Raw genomic sequence first — 21,612 nt, forward strand, 5'->3', positions numbered from 1 at the left:
GCGAGATGCCGACCAACACGACCGTCGCCAGCATCCTGGACGCGACCCGCCGACTGGTCGTCGACCAGGGGTACGCGGCGCTCTCGACGCGCAAGGTCGCCGACCTCGCGGGCGTGCCGCTGTCGCAGATCCACTACCACTTCGGCTCCAAGGAACTGCTCGTGCTGAGCATGCTCGACGCCGAGAACGCGCAGCTGCTCGAGCGTCAAGGGGCCATGTACGCCGAGGACGAGCCGCTGTCGCAGCAGTGGGCGACCGCGTGCGACTACCTCGACGACGACCTCGCCTCCGGGTACGTGCGCGTGCTGCTCGAGATGATGGCCGCCGGCCTGTCCAACGACCTCATCGGCGAGCGCGTGCACGACATCATCCACGGCTGGTCCGAGGTGCTCACCACCGCCGCCCGCCGGCACGCCGACCAGGGCTTCTCGTTCGGGCCGCTCAGCATCGAGGAGGTCGTCGCGCTGACCTCGGCGGCGTTCGTCGGGGCCGAGCTCCTGATCCTCTCCGGCCACGAGGAGGACCTCCCGCTGCGCCCTGCCCTTCGCGCGATCGGCACCCTCATCGAGGCCGGCGAGCGCGCCATGGCTCGCCAGGTGGCGTGATGGAGGTCGCCACGCCCACGCACGAGGGCGACATCGAGCGCGCCGGTGCGTCGATCCACTACGAGGTCTACGGCGACGACGGACCGACGATCCTGCTGCTGCCCACGTGGGAGCTCGTGCACGAGCGCGTCTGGAAGATGCAGGTGCCCTACCTCGCACGCCACTTCCGCGTGGTCGTCTACGACGCGGTCGGCGCCGGCCGCTCGTCCCGCCCGCTCGACCCCGCTCGCTACACGTTCGGCCACCGGGTGGCCGACGCGATCGCCGTGCTCGATGCGACCGGGACGGATGCCGCGGTGGTCGTCGGGTACTCGATGGGCGGGGAGATCGCGATCAACCTCGCGGCGATGCACCCGCAGCGGGTCCTCGGGATGGTCTCGATCTCCGGCCACCACCCGTGGATCGCGCCGCTGCCGGAACGGGCCCCCGACGTCCCGTACGACCCCGTGGCGAACCCGGAGCCGCGAGGCTGGGCGAAGTTCGACTTCGACTACTGGCAGCGCGACTGGCCCGACTTCGTCGAGTTCTTCATGTCGCAGGTGGCCTCCGACCCGCACTCGACGAAGGCCTGGGACGACCTCGTCGAATGGGGGCTCGACCAGCGGCCCGACGTCCTCGCCTGGTCGATCACCGACGACTACGACGAGCTCACGGTCGAGGAGCTCCGAGACCGCCTCGAGACGCTGGAGACCCCGGCCCTGCTCATCCACGGCACCGAGGATCGCATCACGTCCTTCGAGTCCTCCCGGGTCATGCAGGAGATCCTCCCCGACGCCGAACTCCTCGCCGTCGAGGGCTCCGGGCACGCTCCGCAGGTGCGCTACCCGGTCCGCGTCAACCACGCGATCCGTGCGTTCGCCGACCGCATCTTCGGCACGACCCGGCTCGACGGCAGCTGGTGGGTGGGTCCCGGCCGCGAGAAGACGGTGCTGTACCTCTCGTCGCCGATCGGGCTCGGCCACGCCCGTCGCGACCTCGCGATCGCGCAGGAGCTCCGCGCGCTGCATCCGGAAGCGCGCATCGACTGGCTGGCACAGGACCCGGTGACGCGCGTGCTGGACGTCGCGGGCGAACGCCTGCACCCGGCATCCGCCGCCCTCGCCAGCGAGTCCTCGCACATCGAGCACGAGAGCGGCGACCACGACCTCGCGGTCTTCCAGTCCCTGCGCAACATGGACGAGATCCTCCTGCACAACTTCATGGTGTTCGAGGAGGTCGTCGCGGCGGGCGAGTACGACCTCGTCATCGCCGACGAGTCGTGGGAGGTCGACCACTACCTGTTCGAGAACCCGAACCTCAAGCGCGGTGCGCTCGCCTGGATGACCGACTTCGTCGGCTACCTGCCGATGCCCTCGCGCGGGCCGCGCGAGGCGGAGGTGGCCGCCGACTACAACCTCGAGATGATCGAGCACGTCGCCCGGTACGGCCGCATCCGCGACGCCGCGGTGTTCGTCGGCTCGACCGACGACATCGTGCCCGACACGTTCGGCCCCGGCCTCCCGAGGATCCGCGACTGGACGGAGGAGCACTTCGACTTCTCCGGGTACATCACCGGGTTCGATCCGGCGGCACTCGGCGAGAAGGCCGAGCTGCGCGAACGGCTCGGGTACCGCGACGACGAGCGCGTCGTCATCGCCGCGGTCGGCGGTTCGGGCGTCGGCGCCTCGCTGCTGCGGCGCATCGTGGCCGGCGCCGAGGCGGCGCACCGGGCCATCCCGGGCCTGCGGATGATCGTCGTGACCGGGCCGCGCATCGACCCGGCGAGCCTGCCGCAGGTGCCGGGCGTCGAGTACCGCGCGTACGTCCCGAACCTGCACGAGCACCTCACCGCGTGCGACCTGGCGATCGTGCAGGGCGGACTCACGACGACGATGGAGCTCACCGCCGCGAAGGTGCCGTTCATCTACGTCCCGCTGCAGGAGCACTTCGAGCAGCGCTTCCACGTGCGCGCGCGCCTCGATCGCTACCGGGCCGGCCGCTTCATGGAGTACGACGACCTCACGCCCGAGGCCCTCGCCGCGGCGATGGCCGAGGAGATCGGCCGCACCGTCGACTACCGCGATGTCGAGACGGATGGCGCGGCGCGCGCGGCGGCGATGATCGGGCGGTTGCTCTGAGACGGATGCCGGATGCCGGGCCGGCCGTCAGCCCATCGCCTCCTGCATCCCCGCTTCGCCGAGCAGGGCGACGAGCGCGTCGAGCCGCGCGGTGCGGCGCTGTCCGTGCGGCATCGCCAGGACCACGTCGTTCGGCTCGACGGCGTCGCGCACGCGCACGTACGCGACGTGCCGTCCGTCGAAGCTCTGGGTCCCGCGCGGGCGTCCGCTGAAGACCGAGTAGCCGAGTCCGCGTGCGACCATCGCGCGCACCGTCTCGGGGTTGGCGAACGCCCAGCCCGCTCGCGGCACCACTCCGGCCTCCTCGATGAGGGTCTCGATCACGCCCCGCGAGCCGGCGGGTTGGACCAGGATGAGCCGCTCGTCCGCGAGGTCGGCGAGCGCGACGTCGTCGGCCCGCGCCAGCGGATGCTCCTCCGGAAGCACCGCGTACGGTGCGAGGGAGCGGATCGTCCGTGCCTCGACGCCGGGAAGCAGCTGCCGCCGGTACAGCAGCGCGGCATCCGCCGTGCCGTCGCGCACGAGGTCCTGGACCTCGCTCGCGAGCCCGTCGACGAGGTCGAGCACGACGCGCGGATGCCGCTCGGCGAAGGCCTCGGCCAGGGGCGGGAGCACGCGCGGCGAGAGGGCGACCGTGCAGGCGACGCGGAGCGGGCCCGCCACCTCGTCCTGCTCGGCACCCGCGAGCTGGGAGAGCTCGCCGAGGTCGTCGAGGATGCGGCGTGCGACGGGCAGCATCCGCTCGCCGGGACGCGTGAGCACGACGCCCTTGGCCGGCCGTCGCACGAGCAGCTGGAGGCCGAGGGCGCGTTCCATGTCGGCGAGCCCCGTCGACACTGCGGCCTGCGACGCGAGGCACCGGTCGGCGGCGGCGCTCAGGGTGCCGAGGTCGGCGGCGGCGACGAAGTACTCGAGCTGTCGCACGGTCACGCCATTCATCGGTTCTCCTTATGAAGAGCTTTGGAAACCTCCGCTGTACAGAACATTACGCGCCGCCGACGATGGTCTCATCAGGCACGTCGAAGGAGACACCGCATGACCGAGCACCGCATCGTCACCCTGGGCACCGCAGGAGGCCCCCGCTGGTGGACGCCGATCGACGCGCACTCCCGGTTCGGCATCTCGACGGCGGTCGCCGTCGGCGACCGGGTCTACCTGGTCGACGCCGGACTCGGCGCCGGCCGCCAGTTCGCCCGAGCCGGGTTCACGATGGATCGCCTCGGCGGCGTGTTCCTCACGCACCTCCACTCCGACCACACCACCGACCTCGCGAACCTCGCCCTGTTCGGCATGTTCGGCCTGAGCGGCGACGCCGCGCCGATCCCGATCGTCGGCCCCGGCGACCGCGGCGTCCTCCCTCCGGTCTCGCCGCGGGCGACCGTGCCGCCGCGTCCAGTCGCCCCGCACCTGCCGACGCCCGGCACCGCCGACCTGTTCCGCCTGCTGATGGAGGCGCAGGCCACCGACCTCAACGACCGCGTGCTCGACGCGCTCCGGCCGTCCCCGACCGACCTGTTCGACGCGCGCGACATCGTGATCCCCGCCGGCATCGGGTACCACCCGAACGACGCCCCGACGCCCGACATGGACCCGTTCACGGTCTTCGAGGACGACCGAGTGCGCGTGGACGCGATCCTCGTGCAGCATCCGCCCATCGCCCCCGCCTTCGCGTTCCGGTTCACGACCGACGAGGGCTCGGTCGCGATCTCCGGCGACACCGCGCCATGCGCGAACACGGTCCGCCTCGCCGAGGACGTCGACCTGCTGCTGCACGAGGCGATCAGCTTCGAGTGGGTCGCCGAGGCGTACGGGTCGCGCGAGGACGAGACCTCGCGCGCCTCGATCGACCACCACCGCAAGTCGCACACCAGCGTCGAGGAGGCGATCGCCCTGGCCCAGGAGGCCGGCGCGCGGCGCCTCGCCCTGCACCACCTCGTCCCCGGGCACCTGCCCGCGGACGACTGGCTCCGCGCCGCCGCAGGAGCCGACCTCGAGGTCCTCATCCCCGACGACCTCGACCGCATCTCCTTCGCCCGGGAGCGCGTGCTCGCGGCCTGACCGCACTCGCACGCCGTGACACACTGATACGAGAGAGGTCGACGATGACCCAGATCACCCGCACCGCACCGCCCGAGACGACGGCGCCGACCACGGCCGCCGACGGCACGCAGCTGTCCATGACCACGAAGGACATGCGACGCGTCATCGCGTCGAGCTTCATGGGCAGCATGATCGAGTTCTACGACTTCATCCTCTACGCGACGGCGGCCAGCCTCGTGTTCGGGCAGGTCTTCTTCGCCGGCCTCGGGCCCGCCTTCGCCACGTTCGCCTCGTTCGCGACCTTCGCCGTCGGCTACCTCGCCCGGCCCCTCGGCGGCATCGTCTTCGGCCACTTCGGCGACACCCGCGGCCGGAAGGTCGTGCTGATCCTGACCATGGTCCTGATGGGCGTCGCCTCGACCATCATGGGCCTGCTGCCGCCGACGGACTCCGTCGGCATCATCGCGCCGATCCTCCTCGTGCTGCTGCGCGTCGTGCAGGGCATCTCGGTCGGCGGCGAATGGGGCGGCGCCATCCTGGTCGCCCTCGAGCACGCGCCCAAGAAGCACCGCGGGCTCGCGGCGAGCTTCGCGAACGCGGGCGGCCCGGTCGGCGCCGTGCTCGCGACGCTGATGCTGAGCCTGTTCTCGCTGCTGCCCGAGGACCAGTTCCTCGCGTGGGGATGGCGCGTGCCGTTCCTCTTCAGCATCGCGCTCGTCGCCGTCGGCCTCGTCATCCGCCTCCGAGTCGCCGAGACCCCCATGTTCCAGCAGCTCGAGCAGATCGGCGCTCGCCGACGCGTTCCGATCCTCGACGTGCTGCGCAACCACTGGCGGGCCGTGGTCATCGCGTTCGTCGCCGTCCTCTCGTTCACGACCTCGCAGGGCCTGATGACCGTGTGGGGCGTCTCGGAGGCCGTGAACAGCGGTGCCGACAGCACCGGCGTCCTCAACTGGAAGGCGGCCGCCGCCGTCGTGACCGTCGTCGTCTCGATCCTCGCCGCCCGCGCGAGCGACCGGCTCGGCCGGCGCACGATGATCGTCGCCGGGTGCGTGCTGGGCATCGTGCTCGCGCTGCCGATCATCGGCCTGCTCCAGACCGGCACGGTATGGGGCTTCGCGATCGCGATCATCCTCGGCAACGGACTCGTGCAGGGCATGGTCTACGGTCCGATCGCCGCCTTCGTGGCCGAGCAGTTCCCGACCTCCCTGCGGTTCTCGGGGGCCTCCGCGGCCTACCAGTCCGCATCGACGATCGGCGCCGGCTTCTCCCCGCTGATCGCCACGAGCCTCGTGATCGCCTTCGGTGCGACGTGGCCGGTCGCGGTCTTCTGGATGGTCGTGTTCGTCGCGAGTGCCGGCGCCGTGCTACTGGCCCGGGAGAGCAAGGACGTCGACATCCACGCCACCCGCGGGGAGCGCTGACCGGCGTCAACCGTTCTCGGGGAGGTCCCCGGCGACCGGCAGGACGCGCTGGATCACATCGGTCAGCGTGACGACGCCGAGCAGCTCGCCGTCGCGTTCGACGACGGCGAGCTGCACCTGCTGCTCGCGCATGCGACGGAGGAGCTCGTACGCCGGGGTCGCCGAGTCCACCCGGAACGCCGGTCGTCCGAAGTCGGTCGCGGGCTCGCCGTCCGCGGCGAGCAGGGTGTCGCGAACGTGCACGACCTCGCCCATCCGACCGGTGCCGTCGTCGAGCAGGATGCGCAGGTGGCCCGACGCGAGCGCCGCGGCGCGCACGTCGCCGACCGAGGCATCCGCCGGTGCGGCGGTCGGGGCGCCGTCGGGCCTGGTGATGTTGCCGACGGAGAGCTCCTGCAGCGCGATCACCTCGGTGATCTGCGACTGCAGCTCCGGCTCCAGGACGCCGACCTGCGTGGAGTACTCGACGAGGTTGCGGATGGTGTCGGCGTCGCGCCCGCCGACGGCGGCGCGATCGACGGGCTCCACCCCGGTCCTCGCCACGAGCGCGTTGGCGATCCGGTTCACCCACAGCAGGAACGGGCGGAAGACGCGGATGAAGCCTCGGGAGGGCAGGCCGATGAGCTTCGCGGCCCGCTCCGGATGCGCGATGGCCCAGGACTTCGGCGCCATCTCGCCGACGACCAGGTGCAGGAACGTGACGATGAGCAGCGCCAGCGCGAAGGCGGCACCGCCCGCGAGCCACTCGGGCAGGCCCCACGCGAGGAACACCGGACCGAGCCACTCGTCCACCGCGGGCTTCGTGACCGCGCCGAGCGCGAACGTCGAGGCCGTGATGCCGAGCTGGGCTCCGGCGAGCATCACGGTGAGTTCGTTCATGCCGCGCAGTGCCGCCCGGGCGGACGCGCTGTCCGCGGCCTCCTGCTCGAGCCGGTGGCGTCGGGCCCCGATGAGCGCGAACTCGATGATCACGAAGAAGGCGCTGAGCACGATGAGCCCGACGGTGACCGGGATGACGATCCACGGGTTCATCGCTCGACCTCCGGTTCGATCAGGGCGACCCTCACGACGGATGGCACGTGCCGATCGATCTCGGCGACCTCGATGCGCAGTCGGACGGCCACGGGCTCGTCCTGCTCCGCGAGGTCCGCACCGCTGACGGGAAGCTCGACCTCCACGACGTCGCCCGGGCTCGGCAGGCCGCGGAGCTCCGAGATCATGAGCCCCGCGACGGTCTCGTAGTCGCCGCGCGGCAGCCCACGGCCGATGATGCGCGCGACCTCGTCGAGGTGCACGTCCCCGTCCATGACCCAGACGCCCTCGGCGTCGCGTTCCGCACCGGCGGTCGTCTCGACGTCGTGCTCGTCGGCGATCTCGCCGACGAGTTCCTCCGCCAGGTCCTCGATCGTCACGACGCCGCTGAAGCCGCCGTACTCGTCGATGACGCACGCGAGCTCGTTGCGCGACTCCGTCAGGGCGTCGAGCGCGTCGGGCAGCGGCATCAGGGTCGGCACGACGAGCGGGTCCCGCATGATCTCGCGCACCGCCCGACGGTCGTCCGGGTCGGCGCGCAGCACGTCGGCGAGGTGCACCACGCCGATGGGCTCCTCGCGGTCGCCGATCACCGGGTACCGCGTGTGCCCGCTCGCCATGATCGTCCGCAGGTCGGCGATCGGCGCATCGGGCGCGACGACGTCGACACGCACCCGCGGCACCATGGCGTGCTCGACGTCGCGCCGGGGGAAGTCGAGGATGCGATCGAGCAGGATCGACAACTCGTCCGGGAGGTCGCCGCTGGCCCGCGAGTCGTCGATGATGTGCTCGAGGTCCTCGGCGGTGGCGCTCGAGTCGACGTCGTGCACGGGCTCGACGCGGATGAGGCGGAGGACGGCGTTGGATGCCGCGTCGAACAGCGCGATGAGCCATCCGAACGCGCCGAGGTAGACCTGGGTCGACCTCGCGAGGCCACGGGCCAGTGGCTCCGGATTCGCGATGGCGAGGTTCTTCGGGAACAGCTCGCCGAAGATCATCTGCGCGACCGTCGCGAGCGCGAGCGCGAGCACCGTGCCGACGGCGATGCCGACGGCCGGCGGCACGCCGACCCCGCCGAGCAGCACGCCCAGCGACTCGCCGATGAACGGCTCGGCGACGTACCCCGCGAGCAGGCCGGTGACCGTGATCCCGAGCTGCGCGCCCGAGAGCATGAACGACGTGCGCCGGGTGACGGAGAGCGCCCGCTCCGCAGCCGCGTCGCCCTGCTCCGCGCGCGCACGGAGGCGAGCCCGGTCGACCGACATGTACGCGAACTCCTGCGCGACGAAGTAGCCGTTCACGGCGATGATCGCAGCGGTCAGCACGAGGCCGACGAGCAGGAGCAGCAGGGCCGCGGTCACGACCGCGCCTCATCGGCACGTGAAGGATGACGGCGTGGACCATCGACGGGGTAGGGCACGGGGTGCTCGACGCCTCCAGGACTCGGTGGACTCACCCGAGCGTACCGATGGCGGCTCGGAAGGCGCTGTGGCGACACCGCGGGCGACCCGATCCCACCTCCGCCGCGCGGCGATCAGGTGTCCCGGGTCGACCCGATCACGCGACGATGCACGTCCTCCATTGCGTCGGCCGGGATCGCCTCCGTGATCCACGGCCCGGTGCCCTCGCTCGGGTCGAGGATCCCGTCCTCGAGCCAGGCGTAGTCGCCGTCGAGCACGCGCGACGCGAGGCGCTCGTCCGTGGCATCCGTGTTGTGCCAGAGCTCGTCGAGCAGGCGCTCGGTGCGGTGCCGCGACTGCTCGGCGAACGTGTGCGCGAGCTGGAAGGCCGACTTGCCCTGGTCGGGGGTGTCTGCGGCGAGCATCGCGGCGCGCACGCACGAGGCCGCGACGGCGAACAGCTCCGCGCCGACGTCGACGACGCGGGCGAGGAAGCCCTGCTTGCGCTCCAGCCCGCCCTGCCAGCGCGCCATGCCGTAGAACGTGGCGCGCGCGAGCTTGCGGCTCGTGCGCTCGACGTAGCGGAGGTGGGGCGCGAGCGGGCCGAACTCGTCGTACGAGGCGGGCAGGTCGCCCTTCCCGGCGACGAGCTGCGGCAGCCAGCGCGCATAGAACCCGCCGGCCGAGACGGCGGCCCTCAGGCGATCGGCGAGCTCGAGGTGCGGGTCGATGAGGTCTCCCGCGGCCGTGAGGTGCGCGTCGACCGCCTCGCGCGCGATCAGCAGGTGCATGATCTCGGTCGATCCCTCGAAGATGCGGTTGATCCGGAGGTCGCGCAGCTGCTGCTCGGCGCCGACCGCGCGCTCGCCGCGGGCGCGGAGGGATGCGGCGGTCTCGAAGCCGCGCCCGCCGCGGATCTGGACGAGCTCGTCGGCGATGCGCCACCCCATCTCCGACGCCCAGAGCTTCGCCAGTGCGGCCTCGATGCGGATGTCCTTGCGGTCCTCGTCGGCGAGCATGCCCGAGAGGTCGACGACCGCCTCGAGCGCGAACGTCGTCGCGGCGATGAACGCGACCTTGTGCGCGACCGCGGCGTGCTCGCCGACCGGGTGCCCCCACTGCACGCGCGCCTTCGACCACTCGCGGGCGATCTTGAGGCTCCACTTGCCGGCGCCCGCGCAGATCGCCGGGATGGCGAGCCGGCCGGCGTTCAGGGTCGTCAGCGCGATCTTCAGTCCCTCGCCCTCGCGGCCGACCAGGTTCCCGGCCGGGACCCGCACGCCCTTCAGCGACGTCAGCCCGTTCTCGATGCCGCGCAGGCCCATGAACGCGTTCCGGCGGTGCACGGTGATGCCCGGGGCATCCGCCTCGACGATGAAGGCGCTGATGCCGCCGCGATGGCCGTCGGACTTCGGTACGCGCGCCATGACGACGAGCAGTTCGGCGACGACGCCGTTCGTGGTCCACAGCTTCGTGCCGTCGAGCACGTACTCGGACCCGTCCTCCGACGGGACCGCCGTCGCCTGCAGTCGCGCGGGGTCGGAGCCGACCTCGGGTTCGGTCAGGAGGAATGCGCTCACGGCACCCGCCGCGCACCGCGGCAGCCACCGTCGCTTCTGCTCCTCGGTGCCCGCGAGCATGAGCGGCTCGGGCACGCCGACGGACTGGTGCGCCGACAGCAGCGCGCCGATGCTCGCGTTCACCGAGCCGACCATCGTGAGGGCGTGGTTGTAGTAGCTCTGGCCGAGGCCGAGCCCGCCGTACTCGACGGGGATCTTCATGCCGAACGCGCCGAGGTCGGCGAGCCCCTGGAAGACGGCATCGGGGATGCGGGCGTCGCGCTCGATCCCGGCGGCGTCGACCGTGCGCAGGAACGCCTCGAGGTCGGCGAGGAACGCCTCGCCGCGTTCGACCCGCTCGGCGTCGGGTCTCGGGTGCGGATGGATCAGCGACAGGTCGAACTGCCCCAGGTACAGGCCCTTGGCGAAGCTCGGCTTCCGCCACTCCTGCTCGCGCGCGGCCTCCGCGACCGCTCGCGATTCCTGCTCATCGACGGGGGAGACGGTGGACTCTCGGGTGGTGCTCACGCGAACCTCCTCGTTCGAGATCCAACGTACGCCGGGGCGGGGAGCCGGGCCAGCCCTTGCGCCGGCTCACGCCTCGGCGCGGTCGACCTCGACGAGCGCGGCGAGGCGTTCGGCCTCCTGGATTCCCGGCTGCGCCCCGACTCCTCCGGCTCCTCGCGTCGACGCGGTACCGCACGCGACGGCGAAGGCGAGCGCGTCCTCGGTCGATGCGCCTCGAATCGTCGCGGCCAGGAACCCGGCCGCCAGCGTATCGCCGGCTCCGACCGTGTCGACGAGCGGCGCGTCGACGACCGGAGGACGTGCGATCACGCGGACGGAACGTCCGTCGATCCGGCGCTCGGCGATCGCCCCGTCCGCCCCGAGCTTGCCGACGACGATCGCCCCGGGAGGCATCGCGTCGAGGGCCGCCGCCATCGCCGCGTCCATGCTCGAGGCACCGGTGATGCCACGGAGCTCCTGGTCGTTGCCGAACAGGATGTCGACCTCGCGGAGGGCATCGAGGATGCCGCCGTCCCACCGCTCGCTCGGGTCGAAGTTGCCGTCGAGGGAGGTGGTGGCGCCCAGTTCCCGCGCACGTGCGAAGAGCGCCCTCGCGTCGGCCTGGAGCGAGCCCTGAAGGAAGTAGCTGCCGACGTGAAGGTGCGCCGCACCCTCGAGGAGCGGCTCGGGGACATCCGCTGCGACGACCGTCCCGATGGAGCCCATGGAGGTCAGGATGGCGCGGTCGCCATCCGGCCGGGTCAGGTGCGTCGAGGCACCGGTGGGCATGGTCTCGTCGATGCGGACGTGCGTCGGGTCGACGCCGCGGCGTTCCAGTTCCGAGATCAGGTAGCTCCCGAACGTGTCCGGACCGCAGACGCTCACGAGCGTCGTCGGCACGCCCAGCGCGGCGGCCCCGCAGGCGGTGATCGCCGAGGAACTGCCCATCGTCATGGTCGTGCGGCCGACGATCTGCTCGTGCTGGCCGAAGCGGAGTTCGCTTCCGCCGAGCTCGACGATCAGGTCGACGCAGAGCTCGCCGACCACGAGCAGGCGATTCAGCGCGGCTGGGGTGCCAGCCATTCGCACCACACTCCCTCCAGTTCGAGCGATTGCGCGGACGCCCAGCGCGCGACGGCGTCCTGGGCGGCCTCGCGAGCGCGTCCGATGGCCGCATCGCCCCGGTCCGACCCGTGGATCGTGACGACGATCCAGGTTCCGGCATCCGATGCGCCTCCACCGGCGACGCTACGCGATGATTCGACGGACACCGCGAGGACGTCGCGTTCGCCGAGTCCGAGCGAGGAGGCGATCGCGCCCGCGATACCGGCGAGCAGTTCCCGGCCGGCAGGGTGGGCGGGTGCGGTGACGGAGACGATCGGCATCACTCGGTCACGAGCACGGAGCGGTTCAGGAAGGGAGGAGTGTCCGGATCCCGGTCGCGGATCGCGGCGAGTTCGACCGCGAGGCGGTGCACGAGCGGAAGATCGGCCTGAGGGTCGAGGTCGTCCACGTACACGTCCGCGCCCGTGGCGCGGACGTCCGCGACCACGGACTCGGGGGCGTCGCTGAGGAACCAGACCAGGCTGCCTGGACCGGCGCATGAGATCGGCCCGTGCTGGTACTCCCAGACGGGATAGGCCTCGGTCCAGAATCCGGCCGACTCGCGAACCTTGAGCGCCGCTTCGTGCGCGAGGCCGGTGGTCCATCGATGGCCGAGGAAGACGACGTGGCGGAGGGCCGCCGGGTCGATCGGGAGGTCGAGTTCGAGGGCACGGCGACCGTCGGCGACCAGCTTTCCGTCGATCGCCCCGATCGATGCCCGGAGCACGGTGAGCCCCGTGGTGGCGAACCTCGTCTGCACGATGGAACGCTCGTCGGCGAAGTCGAGGTGCACCGTCCGATCTGCGCAGAGCCGGCCGAGGGGCGTCTCGACGTCGCCGATGATCGCAGTGATCCGGTTCGTCGAGCGGTGTCGCTCGACGAAGTCGACCACGTCGGCCGTCGTGCCCGAGCGGGAGACCACCACGAGATGCTCGTCGGGATCCACCCAGGTCACTTCGCTCGGGATCGCGGCACGAGTGCGTCCCAAGCCGGCATCGTTGCGGAGGTAGGCGTAGGCGTCTCCGACGTAGTACGACGTCCCGCACCCGACCACGAGCACCCGCTCGCCGCTCTGGGGGAGCAGCGTCCGGTGTCGTTCGGAGAGTTCGATGGCGCGCGCCCACATCTCGGGCTGGCTCGCCAGCTCGGCGCGAGTGATCGCGCCGTGCTCGGGTGTGCTGTCGTTCATCGCATTCGCCTTCGTGCTCGGACACCGCTCGGTGCGGTGATCTGAGCAAATTCAATCAGAAATGAGCAAAGAATGAAAGTTCTTGACGGATTGCGACTGATGCTGAATACTGCCGGATACCAAGTGGCGCAGCGAAGCTCCGTGGCTCGCCCGTCCGATGAGAAGGAGATCACAGCGTGAAACTCAGCAGTAAGCGGATGCTCGGCGCCGCCGCCGTCGTCACCGCGGGCAGCCTCGTGCTGACCGGGTGCGCCGGATTCGGGGGCGGCGGCGAGGAGGGCGGCGATCAGGCGCTGACCTTCACCACGTGGGGCAGCGAGGCGGAGGAGGCGAGCTTCACCGAGCTCATCGACCAGTTCGAGGCCGAACACGATGGTGCGGAGGTCAAGCTGAACGTCGTGCCGTACGACCAGATGTTCTCGAACATCGATGCGCAGCTCTCCTCCGGCGATGCCCCCGACCTGTTCCGCGTCGACTACGGCAACCTCGGCGTCTACTCGAGCCAGGGCCAGCTGCTCGACCTGAGCCCCTACTTCGACAACGCCGAGGTGGACGAGTTCGTACCCGCGATGTGGGAGGCCGTGTCCTACGAGGGGGTGCCCTACGGCGTCCCGCACCAGACCGACGTCTCCGCCGTCCTCGTGAACACCGCGATGGTCGAGCAGGCCGGCATCGACCCGTCGACGCTGCCACAGACGCAGGAGGATGCCTGGACGTGGCAGGAGTTCGCCGACGTCGCCGAGCAGCTCCGCGCGTCCCTTCCCGCCGACAAGTACCCCTTCGTCTACAACTGGCAGCTCGGCGGTGCGCCGCGGTGGCTCAGCTGGCTCTTCCAGGCCGACGGCACGTTCCTCGACGGATCGACCGCCACGATCGACTCCGCCGAAGGCGAGCAGGCGCTCGACTTCACGAAGAGCTTCTTCGAGAACGACTGGGTGCCGCCGACGAGTTCGACGAAGGGAACCGTCTACGCGGACTCCCTGTTCACCGAGGGCACGGCCGCGATGGCGTTCATCGGATCGTTCCTCGTGCCCGACGTCGACTACCTCGCCGAGTTCGAGTGGACCGCCATCCCGATGCCGAGGGACGTCCGGGGAGCGACCGACCTGGGCGGCAACGCGCTCGTCGCGACCAAGGACACCGACAACCCCGATCTGGCTGCCGAGTTCCTGAAGTTCATGACGTCGGCTGACGCGATGTCGCTGTTCTGCGCGAACACCAACGAGCTGCCGACCCGACTCGACCTCGAAGGCGACGCCGTGCAGTTCGTGATCCGCCCCGACGTCATGCCCGTCTTCGTCGACCAGGCTGCGACGATCGAACCCTCGGACGTGAAGCAGCTGACGTCGCCCGCGATGGCGGCGGTCAACACGGCGCTCCAGGACCAGCTGGAAGCCGCCTTCATCGGTGGCCAGTCGACCGCTGACACGCTGTCGAACCTGTCCGCCGCCATCGAGGAGGCTGCGCAGTAATGACCACCCTGACCGCCCGCGGCCGTGGGCACGCGACCGCGTCCTCACGGCCGCGGGCGGCGCGCCGCACCGCCCGCCTCCGGGAGTCGCTCGTCGGGTGGGGGTTCGCCGCGCCGAACCTCGTCCTGATGACCCTCTTCCTGTTCATCCCGATCGTCTGGGCGCTGATCCTGTCCCTGCAGGAGACGAAGGGATTCGGGGACCCCGAGTGGGTCGGCGTCGACAACTACGCCAAGCTCGTCGGCGATCCTGTGTTCTGGCAGAGCCTCGCGAACACGATCGTCTTCACGATCGCGACCGTCCCGATCGAACTCGCCGGCGGCCTCGGGCTCGCCGTCCTGCTGAACTCGGTGCTGCCGGCTCGCGGCGTGTTCCGTACCATCATCGTCCTGCCGATGGTCATCTCCGGCGTCGCATCCGGAATGATCGCCGTGATCCTCTTCTACGAGTCCAACGGCCTGCTCAACAAGGTGCTGACCGCGATCGGCCTCGGCCCGGTGGCGTGGCAGTCGCAGGGTGTCCCGGCGATGATCTCGGTCGTGATCGCAGCCATCTGGCTCAGGATCGGCTTCAACATGATCATCTACCTCGCGGGGCTCCAGAACATCTCGCCGGAACTGTACGAAGCGGCGCGCATCGATGGCGCGAGCCGTTGGCAGCAGTTCCGATCGGTCACCGTCCCCCTCGTGGGACCGTCGACCTTCTTCCTGCTGATCATGAACGTCATCGCGTCGTTCCAGGTGTTCGACCTGATCTTCGTGATGACGGGCGGAGGCCCCGGCAACGCGACCTCCGTGCTCGTCACCTACGCGTACCGGAACGGCTTCCAGATCCGCGAACAGGGGTACGGCGCCGCGATCGGCATCGTCATCCTCGTCATCACGCTCGCCTTCACCTTCATCCAGTGGAAGACGAGCCGGACCCGCGACCTGGCCGAATAGGAGGACCAGATGGCACAGACCACCGCCATGCTCGAGATCGCCGAAGCCGATCTCCTCGGCCCGCGGCAGGCCGCGCGGCTGCGCCGCCGCCGCCGCAACCGGAGCGGCGACCGGCGCGGGATCATCCTGCGAACGCTGATCGCCGTCGTCGTCGCCGCCGTCGTCGTGTTCCCGCTCTACTGGATGCTCGTCGTCGCATTCTCGCCCAGGGGCGAGGTGTTCGAGCCGGGCCTGCGGCTGTGGCCGAGCACCTTCACGCTCGAGAACTTCGTCAAGGTCTTCGATCGCGTCCCGGTGGTCGACTGGTTCGGCAACTCGGTCGTGATCGGGGTCTTCGTCACCGCCTTCACCGTCGTCGTCAACCTGCTCGCCGGATACGCGTTCGCCCGGCTGCGATTCGCCGGACGCAACGGCATATTCCTCCTGGCGCTCTCGACGATGATGATCCCCGTCCAGGCGATCATGGTCGCGCAGTTCAAGCTGGTCACGGGGCTCGGCATCTACGGCACCTACTGGGGCGTGATCCTCCCTGCAGCCGCCGCGGCCTTCGGCATCTTCCTCGCACGCCAGTTCTTCATCAGCATCCCCGACGAGATCATCGAGGCGGCGCGCATCGACGGGGCTGGGCACCTGCGGATCTTCATGCAGGTCGTGCTGCCCCTGTGCAAGCCGCTGATCGCCGTGCTCACTCTGCTCACCCTCATGGGGAGCTGGAACGACTTCGCCTGGCCGCTCATCGCCCTGAAGGACAACGATCTCTTCACGCTTCCGATCGGGCTGCTCTACCTGAAGAACCAGACCTCGCCCGACTACAACGCCATCATGGCGCTCGCGCTGATCTCGGTCCTCCCGATGGTGCTCCTCTTCCTGTTCTTCCAGCGCTACTTCGTCCAGGGATTCGCAAGGAGCGGAATCAAGTGACCCAGACCTACCTCTGCACCTTGCCCCTCCCCGAGGAGTGGTTCGGTGAACTGCGGCGCCGGTTGCCCGACGTGGAGATCCACCGCGCGTCCGTCGATCGCCCGCCCGAGCCCGACGTCCTCGCCCGCGTCGACTTCCTGCACACGAGCGAGTGGTTCCCCGACCGTGCCGACGCCCCGGCCCTGCGGTGCATCCAGCTCGACACCTCGGGCGTCGACCACGTCCGCTCCACATCGCTCTGGGACACGACGATCCCGATCACCACGCTCGGGGGGATCGCACCGGTGCCGATGGCCGAGTACGCGATGATGGCCATCCTCGAGCTCGCCCATCGCATGCCGCTGATCGAACGACATCGCGCCGAGCGGAGCTGGCCGTCCAACGCAGAGCGACTCGCGAACCTGACGCCCGTCGACCTCCCAGGTGCGACCGTCGGCGTGGTCGGCTACGGTCGGATCGGCCGGGAGATCTCGCGGCTCGCCGGTGCGTTCGGCATGAACGTGCTCGGCGTGAGCCGATCCGGACGGGCAGGCGCGGGCGGCGACAAGTTCGACACCGGACGCTCGACGGCTGGTGAGGATCGAGCCGAGCTCTTCCCGGTGTCCGAACTCGACGAGGTCCTGCGTCGCAGCGACGTCCTCGTTGTGGTGGTCCCGCTCACGGAATCGACGCGCGGGCTCATCGGCGCGGGGCAGCTCGACCAGCTGCGCCCGGGATCGTTCGTCGTGAACATCGCGCGCGGTGGCATCGTCGATGAGGCCGCACTGCTCGATCGACTGCGCGACGGCCGTGTCGGCGGGGTCGCGCTCGACGTGTTCGACGACGAACCTCTTCCCCCCGACTCACCCTGGTGGTCGGAATCCGGCGCACTGATCACGCCGCATGTTGCGGGCCTCGCGCCGCAGTACCATGCACAGACACTCGACCTCGTCGTCGAGAACCTGACCCGGCTGGCCGAGGATCGGCCCTTGGTGAATGAGGTGGACCGTGTCGCCGGCTACTGAACCCCTGCTCGGACCGAAGCGCCAGCGCGAGCTCCTGAACTTCATCCGCGCCACCGGAGCGGGGTCGGTCAACGAGATGGCCCGGATGCTGGGGGTGAGCGCCTCGACGGTGCGACGCGACCTCAACGACCTGCAGGAGCGAGGGCTCATCGAGCGCGTCCACGGCGGGGCTGCGCATGTCGATGACGATGTCGAGCCGTTGCGTCCGCTGCGCGAGACCGTCAACGCAGAGCAGAAGCACCGGATCGGGCAGGCCGCCGCCGCGCACGTCCGGGCCAACTCGACGGTCCTGATCACCGGCGGCACCACGACCGAGGCGATGCTGCCGTTCCTCGGCGGCGTCCGCGGGCTCACCGTCCTGACGAACAGCCTGACGGTGGTCAATCGCCTGGCGCAGTTCCCTGAGGTGGACATCATCGTGCTCGGTGGCCTCCTCCGACGCCAGGAGATGAGCCTGCTCGGTCACCTGACGATCTCGGGACTGAGCGAGTTCGGCATCGACCAGGTCTACACCGGCGCGTTCGGCGTCGACGCGGACATGGGCGTCACGGGCACGAACCTGTCCGAGACCCAGACGGACCGCTCGCTCGCCTCGTCCGCGCGAGAGGTGATCGTGCTCGCCGATCACTCGAAGCTCTCCCAGCGTGGACCGGCGCGGCTGATCCCGATCACCGGGATCTCGACGCTGATCGTCGACGCCGACGCGGATCCGGCCGACCTCGCGCGGCTTCGTTCGGCGGGGGTGAACGTCGAGACATGCTGATCCGGACCTCCCGCCTCGCGGCGGAGGTGGGCGCGAGCCTGCCTGCGATCGCCGCATTCAACGTCATCACGCTCGAGTTCGCCGAGGGGATCGTCGTGGGTGCCGAGCGTGCCGGACTGCCGGTCCTGCTCTCGGTGAGCCACAACGCCGTCCGATTCCACGGAGGCCTCTCGCCGATCGCCTCGGCCTGCCGTGCGGTCGCAGAAGGCGCATCGGTCCCCGTCGGCCTCCACCTGGACCACTGCGAGTCGGAAGACCTCGTGCGCGAGGCGGCCGACCTCGGCTTCGGTTCGGCGATGTACGACGCGTCGACGCTCGACTACGGCGCGAACGTCGCGGCGACTGCGCGGGTCGCGGAGCGCGGCCGCGAGCGCGGACTCTGGATCGAGGCCGAGCTCGGCGAGATCGGTGGTAAGGGCGGCGCCCACGCTCCGGGCGTCCGCACCGACCCGGAAGAGGCGAGCGCGTTCGTCCGCGCGACCGGGGTGGACGCGCTCGCCGTCGCCGTCGGCACCTCCCATGCGATGACGACACGGACGGCTCGGCCGGACATGGCGCTCATCGCCCGTCTCGCTGCCGCGGTACCCGTACCGCTCGTCCTCCACGGCTCGTCAGGCGTGGACGACGAGGGAATCCAGGCGTCGATCGTCGCCGGAATCCGGAAGGTCAACGTCGGTACGCAGCTGTCGGCGGCGTACACGACCGCCTTGGTGGAGCGCCTCGGCGATCGACCCGACCCGCGGCCCGGCCTCGCCGCGGCACGCGACTCCATCGCCGAGATCGTCGAGCGCCTGCTCGGCGTGATCTCCGCACCCCGACCCGTCGAGAGTAAGGAACCAGTATGTCCGTGACCGTGTCCGGTCCCTCGTCCCATGAGGGCGAGCCGTCTGCCGCCGAGCTGTTCGAGGCAGGCGACCTCATCGGCCTCCTGCGAGCCTGCAACGACCGCAGACTCGAGCGTGAGGGCATCCCGATGGTGCTCGGGCTCGCGGACGAGCGAGGAGCGATCCCGGCGGCGGCCACCGCCGAGCAGCTCGCCGAGGGCCGCGCGTTCGCCGAGGGCTTCGACCTCTACGCGAACGCACTCGTCCCGTGGGCGCGGGACGACGACGAGGGTGCCGTGATCGTCGCCATGGGCGCCCTCGGCTTCACCCACTTCGCACCGGGTGCGGCGCCCGGCACGGACGCCGCCCGATCCAGCCGAGAAGGAGCACCGGAATGACTCACCCTTCGTTCCAGACACAGCGAGCGCAGCTCGAACGCGGCCACTTCATTCGCGTGGTGAACTACCACTCGACGCCGACCGCCGCCCGTGATGAACTCGCCGCGGAGCTCGCCGGGTTCGCGCGCGACTACGCGGCAGTCACGCTCGACGACCTCGACCGCCTGTTCGAGACCGGAACCTGGCACAAGGACAAGCCCGGCCTGATCCCGGTCTTCTACGAGGGGTACCGCAACTCCGCGACGGTCGCCGCCCCCCTGTGCGACGAGCTCGGCCTCACCGGTTGGTTCCCGATCGCGACCTCGTTCGTCGACTGCGACCCCGAGTACCAGGAGGCCTTCGCGAGGGCGCATTGGATCTCGCTCGTCGAGGAGGACACCAGGGGCGGTCGCATCGCCATGAGCTGGGACGAGGTCGCCGACATCTCAGGGCGTCACGTCGTCTTCCCGCACACGGCGCACCACGAGGGATTCGACACCGTCCTCAGCGACGCCGACATCGATCGGGAGGTGGTCGAGTCGAAGCGTCGACTCGAGGCGGTCACCGGACAGCCCGCCCCCGCATTCGTCTGGCTCCACGGTTCGTCCTACGGCCAGAGCCCGCGGCACGACCACGCCGTGAAGGATGCCGGCTACCGGTACCAGTTCGCGAACACCATGATCCACCGCGTGAACTGAAGCGTGGGGCGCGCCCGGTGGCGCGCCCCACGCCCCGTGCGCTCAGGGACTCGGGATGCCGAGATGGCGGATGCGGCCCTGCGCGTCGCGCCACGTCGCCTCGATGGTTCCGCCGTCTCGCGAGGAGCGCACTTCGCGGAGCCCCGTCGCTCCGGTCTCGCGGGCGTCTGCCACGTCGACGGTCGGCCCCGGCTCGTCGAGTCCCGGGCCTCCCTGAACGGTGGTCCACGTCCGCTCCGGATACCCGGAACCGTCCGAACGCACGTGGGCGATCAGTCCACCCCGCTGCATCGCGCTGACGCTCAGCACTCCGTCCGAGTGCACGGCGCGGAATGCCGTCACGCCTCGCGCGGCCGGCTCGGCCCGGAGCCGGAAGCCCGGGCCAGGCGACCAGTACCAGCTCTGCAGCTCGCCGTGGTCGGCGAGAGCGAGCACCTCGAGGTGGTCGGGGCCGAGAGCCGACTGCAGGATCTGCGCCGCGACGAACCGCGTTCCCGGGGCGAAACGCAGGCCGGAGCTCCAGCTTCCCGGCGGCACCTCAGGAGTCTCGAGCGGGTCGGATTCGAGGTCGGCATTGAACCAGAACACCCAGAGTCCCTCCTGTCCGTCGCAGGCGACGAGTTCGAGGTTGCCGCGGCGCCCGTACGCGCCCTGCACCAGTGACGGGACTCCGATCGTCTCGCGATCGCATCCGACGATCGCGGCTGTTTGTGAATGCATATGCTCATTCTTGCTCATTTATGATTGGATATGGCAAGATTACCGAACCAGCCCATCTCGGAGGAATGACATGAGAACCGCTCGAGCCGTCGTCGACGGAAGCCCCCGCATCGTCGTGAAGGACGCCGACGGCGTGCGTGTCGCGCCGGTGGATCACCCCGACGATGCGCTCCAGGCGCTCGAATCCGTGGCATCCGGCCGGTCGGCCGATTGGCAGCCCATCGACCTTGAGGGGCTGGAACTGCTCGCGCCGGTGGCCGGTGCTGGCAAGATCATCGCGGTCGGCCTGAACTACGTCGACCACACCGCGGAGACGGGCATCGCCCAGCCCGAGCGGCCGCTGACGTTCGCCAAGTACGCCACCTCCCTCACGGGCCCCGCCAGCGACGTCGTGATCCCCGACCACATCACACAAGGCGTCGACTTCGAGGCCGAACTCGCGCTGCTCATCGGCCGTCGATGCGGCGGCGACACCCCGGCCACGCTCGAGGACGTCGCGGCATACACCGTGGCGAACGACGTCTCGGCCCGAGACGTGCAGTTCGGCGACGTCCAGTGGACCCGCGGGAAGTCGTTCGACACGTTCACGCCGCTCGGTCCGTGGCTCGTGGCAGCCGACGAATTCGGCGACCCGAGCGGTCACCGGATCTACGCAGAGGTCGACGGCGAGCTGCTCCAGGAGGACGACACTGCCGAGATGATCTTCGACGTGCCGACGATCCTCGCGTTCGTCAGCGACGGCGTCACACTGGAGCCCGGTGACCTGGTCCTGACGGGAACTCCGGCGGGCGCGGGCGGCTTCCGCACTCCGCCGCGCTACCTCCAGCACGGCCAGACGGTCGTGGTCGGCGTCGAGGGCATCGGGGAATTGCGCAACCGGTTCGTCCACCGCTCGCGGACCGCGGCCTAACATCT

General features: G+C 70.2%; 21 protein-coding genes. 13 read left to right on the forward strand and 8 right to left on the reverse strand.

Features of this window, described 5'->3' with window-relative positions:
• The first annotated feature begins 5 nt into the window (after positions 1 to 5).
• Both GJR97_RS13530 and GJR97_RS13535 read left to right on the forward strand, forming a co-directional pair.
• Positions 6 to 605 carry a TetR/AcrR family transcriptional regulator gene (locus tag GJR97_RS13530; RefSeq protein WP_129235175.1) on the forward strand — a complete coding sequence of 200 codons (600 nt, stop codon included), beginning with the start codon at positions 6 to 8 and terminating at the stop codon, positions 603 to 605.
• Positions 605 to 2,722 carry an alpha/beta hydrolase gene (locus GJR97_RS13535; RefSeq protein ID WP_154347304.1) on the forward strand — a complete coding sequence of 706 codons (2,118 nt, stop codon included), beginning with the start codon at positions 605 to 607 and terminating at the stop codon, positions 2,720 to 2,722. The genes GJR97_RS13530 and GJR97_RS13535 overlap by 1 nt, the downstream gene beginning before the upstream one ends.
• A gap of 27 nt (positions 2,723 to 2,749) precedes the next feature.
• Here the strand turns inward: GJR97_RS13535 and GJR97_RS13540 are convergent, their stop codons facing one another.
• Positions 2,750 to 3,661, reverse strand: coding sequence for a LysR family transcriptional regulator (locus tag GJR97_RS13540; protein WP_154347306.1), 912 nt, complete (start codon positions 3,659 to 3,661; stop codon positions 2,750 to 2,752).
• Positions 3,662 to 3,757: 96 nt separating this feature from the next.
• Here GJR97_RS13540 and GJR97_RS13545 point away from each other — a divergent pair, with 96 nt between their 5' ends.
• Positions 3,758 to 4,780 carry an MBL fold metallo-hydrolase gene (locus GJR97_RS13545; protein WP_154347308.1) on the forward strand — a complete coding sequence of 341 codons (1,023 nt, stop codon included), beginning with the start codon at positions 3,758 to 3,760 and terminating at the stop codon, positions 4,778 to 4,780.
• Positions 4,781 to 4,824: 44 nt separating this feature from the next.
• A complete protein-coding gene (locus tag GJR97_RS13550; RefSeq protein ID WP_154347311.1) occupies positions 4,825 to 6,186 on the forward strand; it encodes an MFS transporter in 1,362 nt (453 codons plus the stop codon).
• Positions 6,187 to 6,192: 6 nt separating this feature from the next.
• On the opposite strand, the gene GJR97_RS13555 is transcribed toward GJR97_RS13550, so the two are convergent.
• The 6 genes from GJR97_RS13555 to GJR97_RS13580 form a co-directional block, all read right to left on the reverse strand.
• On the reverse strand, positions 6,193 to 7,218 hold the full coding sequence (locus tag GJR97_RS13555; protein ID WP_154347313.1) for a CNNM domain-containing protein: 1,026 nt from the start codon (positions 7,216 to 7,218) through the stop codon (positions 6,193 to 6,195).
• Complete coding sequence (locus GJR97_RS13560) at positions 7,215 to 8,579, reverse strand: hemolysin family protein (protein WP_324613487.1); 1,365 nt, start codon at positions 8,577 to 8,579, stop codon at positions 7,215 to 7,217. Before GJR97_RS13560 ends, GJR97_RS13555 begins: the two co-directional genes overlap by 4 nt.
• Positions 8,580 to 8,752: 173 nt before the next feature.
• A complete protein-coding gene (locus GJR97_RS13565) occupies positions 8,753 to 10,705 on the reverse strand; it encodes an acyl-CoA dehydrogenase family protein (protein ID WP_324613488.1) in 1,953 nt (650 codons plus the stop codon).
• Positions 10,706 to 10,771: 66 nt separating this feature from the next.
• Positions 10,772 to 11,767 carry a carbohydrate kinase family protein gene (locus tag GJR97_RS13570; RefSeq protein ID WP_154347315.1) on the reverse strand — a complete coding sequence of 332 codons (996 nt, stop codon included), beginning with the start codon at positions 11,765 to 11,767 and terminating at the stop codon, positions 10,772 to 10,774.
• Entirely contained in the window at positions 11,743 to 12,069 is a 327-nt protein-coding gene (locus GJR97_RS13575; protein WP_154347317.1) for a hypothetical protein, read from the reverse strand. The genes GJR97_RS13570 and GJR97_RS13575 overlap by 25 nt, the downstream gene beginning before the upstream one ends.
• Positions 12,069 to 12,977 carry an SIS domain-containing protein gene (locus GJR97_RS13580; RefSeq protein WP_154347319.1) on the reverse strand — a complete coding sequence of 303 codons (909 nt, stop codon included), beginning with the start codon at positions 12,975 to 12,977 and terminating at the stop codon, positions 12,069 to 12,071. The genes GJR97_RS13575 and GJR97_RS13580 overlap by 1 nt, the downstream gene beginning before the upstream one ends.
• A 176-nt stretch (positions 12,978 to 13,153) precedes the next feature.
• Between GJR97_RS13580 and GJR97_RS13585 the strand changes: the two genes are divergently transcribed.
• The 8 genes from GJR97_RS13585 to GJR97_RS13620 are packed head-to-tail and all read left to right on the forward strand — an operon-like array spanning position 13,154 to position 19,977.
• Positions 13,154 to 14,449 carry an ABC transporter substrate-binding protein gene (locus tag GJR97_RS13585; RefSeq protein ID WP_324613489.1) on the forward strand — a complete coding sequence of 432 codons (1,296 nt, stop codon included), beginning with the start codon at positions 13,154 to 13,156 and terminating at the stop codon, positions 14,447 to 14,449.
• Positions 14,449 to 15,390 carry a carbohydrate ABC transporter permease gene (locus GJR97_RS13590; RefSeq protein ID WP_154347321.1) on the forward strand — a complete coding sequence of 314 codons (942 nt, stop codon included), beginning with the start codon at positions 14,449 to 14,451 and terminating at the stop codon, positions 15,388 to 15,390. Before GJR97_RS13585 ends, GJR97_RS13590 begins: the two co-directional genes overlap by 1 nt.
• Positions 15,391 to 15,399: 9 nt before the next feature.
• Positions 15,400 to 16,311, forward strand: coding sequence for a carbohydrate ABC transporter permease (locus tag GJR97_RS13595; RefSeq protein WP_229276286.1), 912 nt, complete (start codon positions 15,400 to 15,402; stop codon positions 16,309 to 16,311).
• Positions 16,308 to 17,315 (forward strand): D-2-hydroxyacid dehydrogenase, encoded by a 1,008-nt coding sequence (locus tag GJR97_RS13600; protein WP_154347323.1) that lies wholly within the window; start codon positions 16,308 to 16,310, stop codon positions 17,313 to 17,315. Before GJR97_RS13595 ends, GJR97_RS13600 begins: the two co-directional genes overlap by 4 nt.
• A complete protein-coding gene (locus GJR97_RS13605; protein ID WP_154347325.1) occupies positions 17,287 to 18,078 on the forward strand; it encodes a DeoR/GlpR family DNA-binding transcription regulator in 792 nt (263 codons plus the stop codon). The genes GJR97_RS13600 and GJR97_RS13605 overlap by 29 nt, the downstream gene beginning before the upstream one ends.
• The gene (locus tag GJR97_RS13610) at positions 18,072 to 18,929 is read left to right on the forward strand and encodes a class II fructose-bisphosphate aldolase (protein WP_154347327.1); all 858 of its coding nucleotides are present in this window, start codon (positions 18,072 to 18,074) and stop codon (positions 18,927 to 18,929) included. The genes GJR97_RS13605 and GJR97_RS13610 overlap by 7 nt, the downstream gene beginning before the upstream one ends.
• Positions 18,920 to 19,300 carry a hypothetical protein gene (locus GJR97_RS13615; protein ID WP_154347329.1) on the forward strand — a complete coding sequence of 127 codons (381 nt, stop codon included), beginning with the start codon at positions 18,920 to 18,922 and terminating at the stop codon, positions 19,298 to 19,300. The genes GJR97_RS13610 and GJR97_RS13615 overlap by 10 nt, the downstream gene beginning before the upstream one ends.
• On the forward strand, positions 19,297 to 19,977 hold the full coding sequence (locus tag GJR97_RS13620) for a polysaccharide deacetylase family protein (protein ID WP_154347331.1): 681 nt from the start codon (positions 19,297 to 19,299) through the stop codon (positions 19,975 to 19,977). The genes GJR97_RS13615 and GJR97_RS13620 overlap by 4 nt, the downstream gene beginning before the upstream one ends.
• Before the next feature lie 42 nt (positions 19,978 to 20,019).
• Here the strand turns inward: GJR97_RS13620 and GJR97_RS13625 are convergent, their stop codons facing one another.
• The gene (locus GJR97_RS13625) at positions 20,020 to 20,715 is read right to left on the reverse strand and encodes a hypothetical protein (protein WP_154347333.1); all 696 of its coding nucleotides are present in this window, start codon (positions 20,713 to 20,715) and stop codon (positions 20,020 to 20,022) included.
• Between the two features lie 52 nt (positions 20,716 to 20,767).
• Between GJR97_RS13625 and GJR97_RS13630 the strand changes: the two genes are divergently transcribed.
• Positions 20,768 to 21,607 carry a fumarylacetoacetate hydrolase family protein gene (locus GJR97_RS13630; protein WP_154347335.1) on the forward strand — a complete coding sequence of 280 codons (840 nt, stop codon included), beginning with the start codon at positions 20,768 to 20,770 and terminating at the stop codon, positions 21,605 to 21,607.
• Positions 21,608 to 21,612 lie beyond the last annotated feature (5 nt).

It is taken from the genome of Agromyces kandeliae (assembly GCF_009674665.1).
Taxonomy (GTDB): Bacteria; Actinomycetota; Actinomycetes; order Actinomycetales; family Microbacteriaceae; genus Agromyces; species Agromyces kandeliae.

What these genes read in the sequence shown, in the direction of transcription:
- GJR97_RS13530 (WP_129235175.1), top strand. Translation starts at nt 6, where the DNA reads ATGCCGACCAACACGACCGTCGCCAGCATCCTGGACGCGACCCGCCGA.
- GJR97_RS13535 (WP_154347304.1), top strand. Translation starts at nt 605, where the DNA reads ATGGAGGTCGCCACGCCCACGCACGAGGGCGACATCGAGCGCGCCGGT.
- GJR97_RS13540 (WP_154347306.1), bottom strand. Translation starts at nt 3,661, where the DNA reads ATGAATGGCGTGACCGTGCGACAGCTCGAGTACTTCGTCGCCGCCGCC.
- GJR97_RS13545 (WP_154347308.1), top strand. Translation starts at nt 3,758, where the DNA reads ATGACCGAGCACCGCATCGTCACCCTGGGCACCGCAGGAGGCCCCCGC.
- GJR97_RS13550 (WP_154347311.1), top strand. Translation starts at nt 4,825, where the DNA reads ATGACCCAGATCACCCGCACCGCACCGCCCGAGACGACGGCGCCGACC.
- GJR97_RS13555 (WP_154347313.1), bottom strand. Translation starts at nt 7,218, where the DNA reads ATGAACCCGTGGATCGTCATCCCGGTCACCGTCGGGCTCATCGTGCTC.
- GJR97_RS13570 (WP_154347315.1), bottom strand. Translation starts at nt 11,767, where the DNA reads ATGGCTGGCACCCCAGCCGCGCTGAATCGCCTGCTCGTGGTCGGCGAG.
- GJR97_RS13575 (WP_154347317.1), bottom strand. Translation starts at nt 12,069, where the DNA reads ATGCCGATCGTCTCCGTCACCGCACCCGCCCACCCTGCCGGCCGGGAA.
- GJR97_RS13580 (WP_154347319.1), bottom strand. Translation starts at nt 12,977, where the DNA reads ATGAACGACAGCACACCCGAGCACGGCGCGATCACTCGCGCCGAGCTG.
- GJR97_RS13590 (WP_154347321.1), top strand. Translation starts at nt 14,449, where the DNA reads ATGACCACCCTGACCGCCCGCGGCCGTGGGCACGCGACCGCGTCCTCA.
- GJR97_RS13595 (WP_229276286.1), top strand. Translation starts at nt 15,400, where the DNA reads ATGGCACAGACCACCGCCATGCTCGAGATCGCCGAAGCCGATCTCCTC.
- GJR97_RS13605 (WP_154347325.1), top strand. Translation starts at nt 17,287, where the DNA reads ATGAGGTGGACCGTGTCGCCGGCTACTGAACCCCTGCTCGGACCGAAG.
- GJR97_RS13610 (WP_154347327.1), top strand. Translation starts at nt 18,072, where the DNA reads ATGCTGATCCGGACCTCCCGCCTCGCGGCGGAGGTGGGCGCGAGCCTG.
- GJR97_RS13615 (WP_154347329.1), top strand. Translation starts at nt 18,920, where the DNA reads ATGTCCGTGACCGTGTCCGGTCCCTCGTCCCATGAGGGCGAGCCGTCT.
- GJR97_RS13620 (WP_154347331.1), top strand. Translation starts at nt 19,297, where the DNA reads ATGACTCACCCTTCGTTCCAGACACAGCGAGCGCAGCTCGAACGCGGC.
- GJR97_RS13625 (WP_154347333.1), bottom strand. Translation starts at nt 20,715, where the DNA reads ATGAGCAAGAATGAGCATATGCATTCACAAACAGCCGCGATCGTCGGA.
- GJR97_RS13630 (WP_154347335.1), top strand. Translation starts at nt 20,768, where the DNA reads ATGAGAACCGCTCGAGCCGTCGTCGACGGAAGCCCCCGCATCGTCGTG.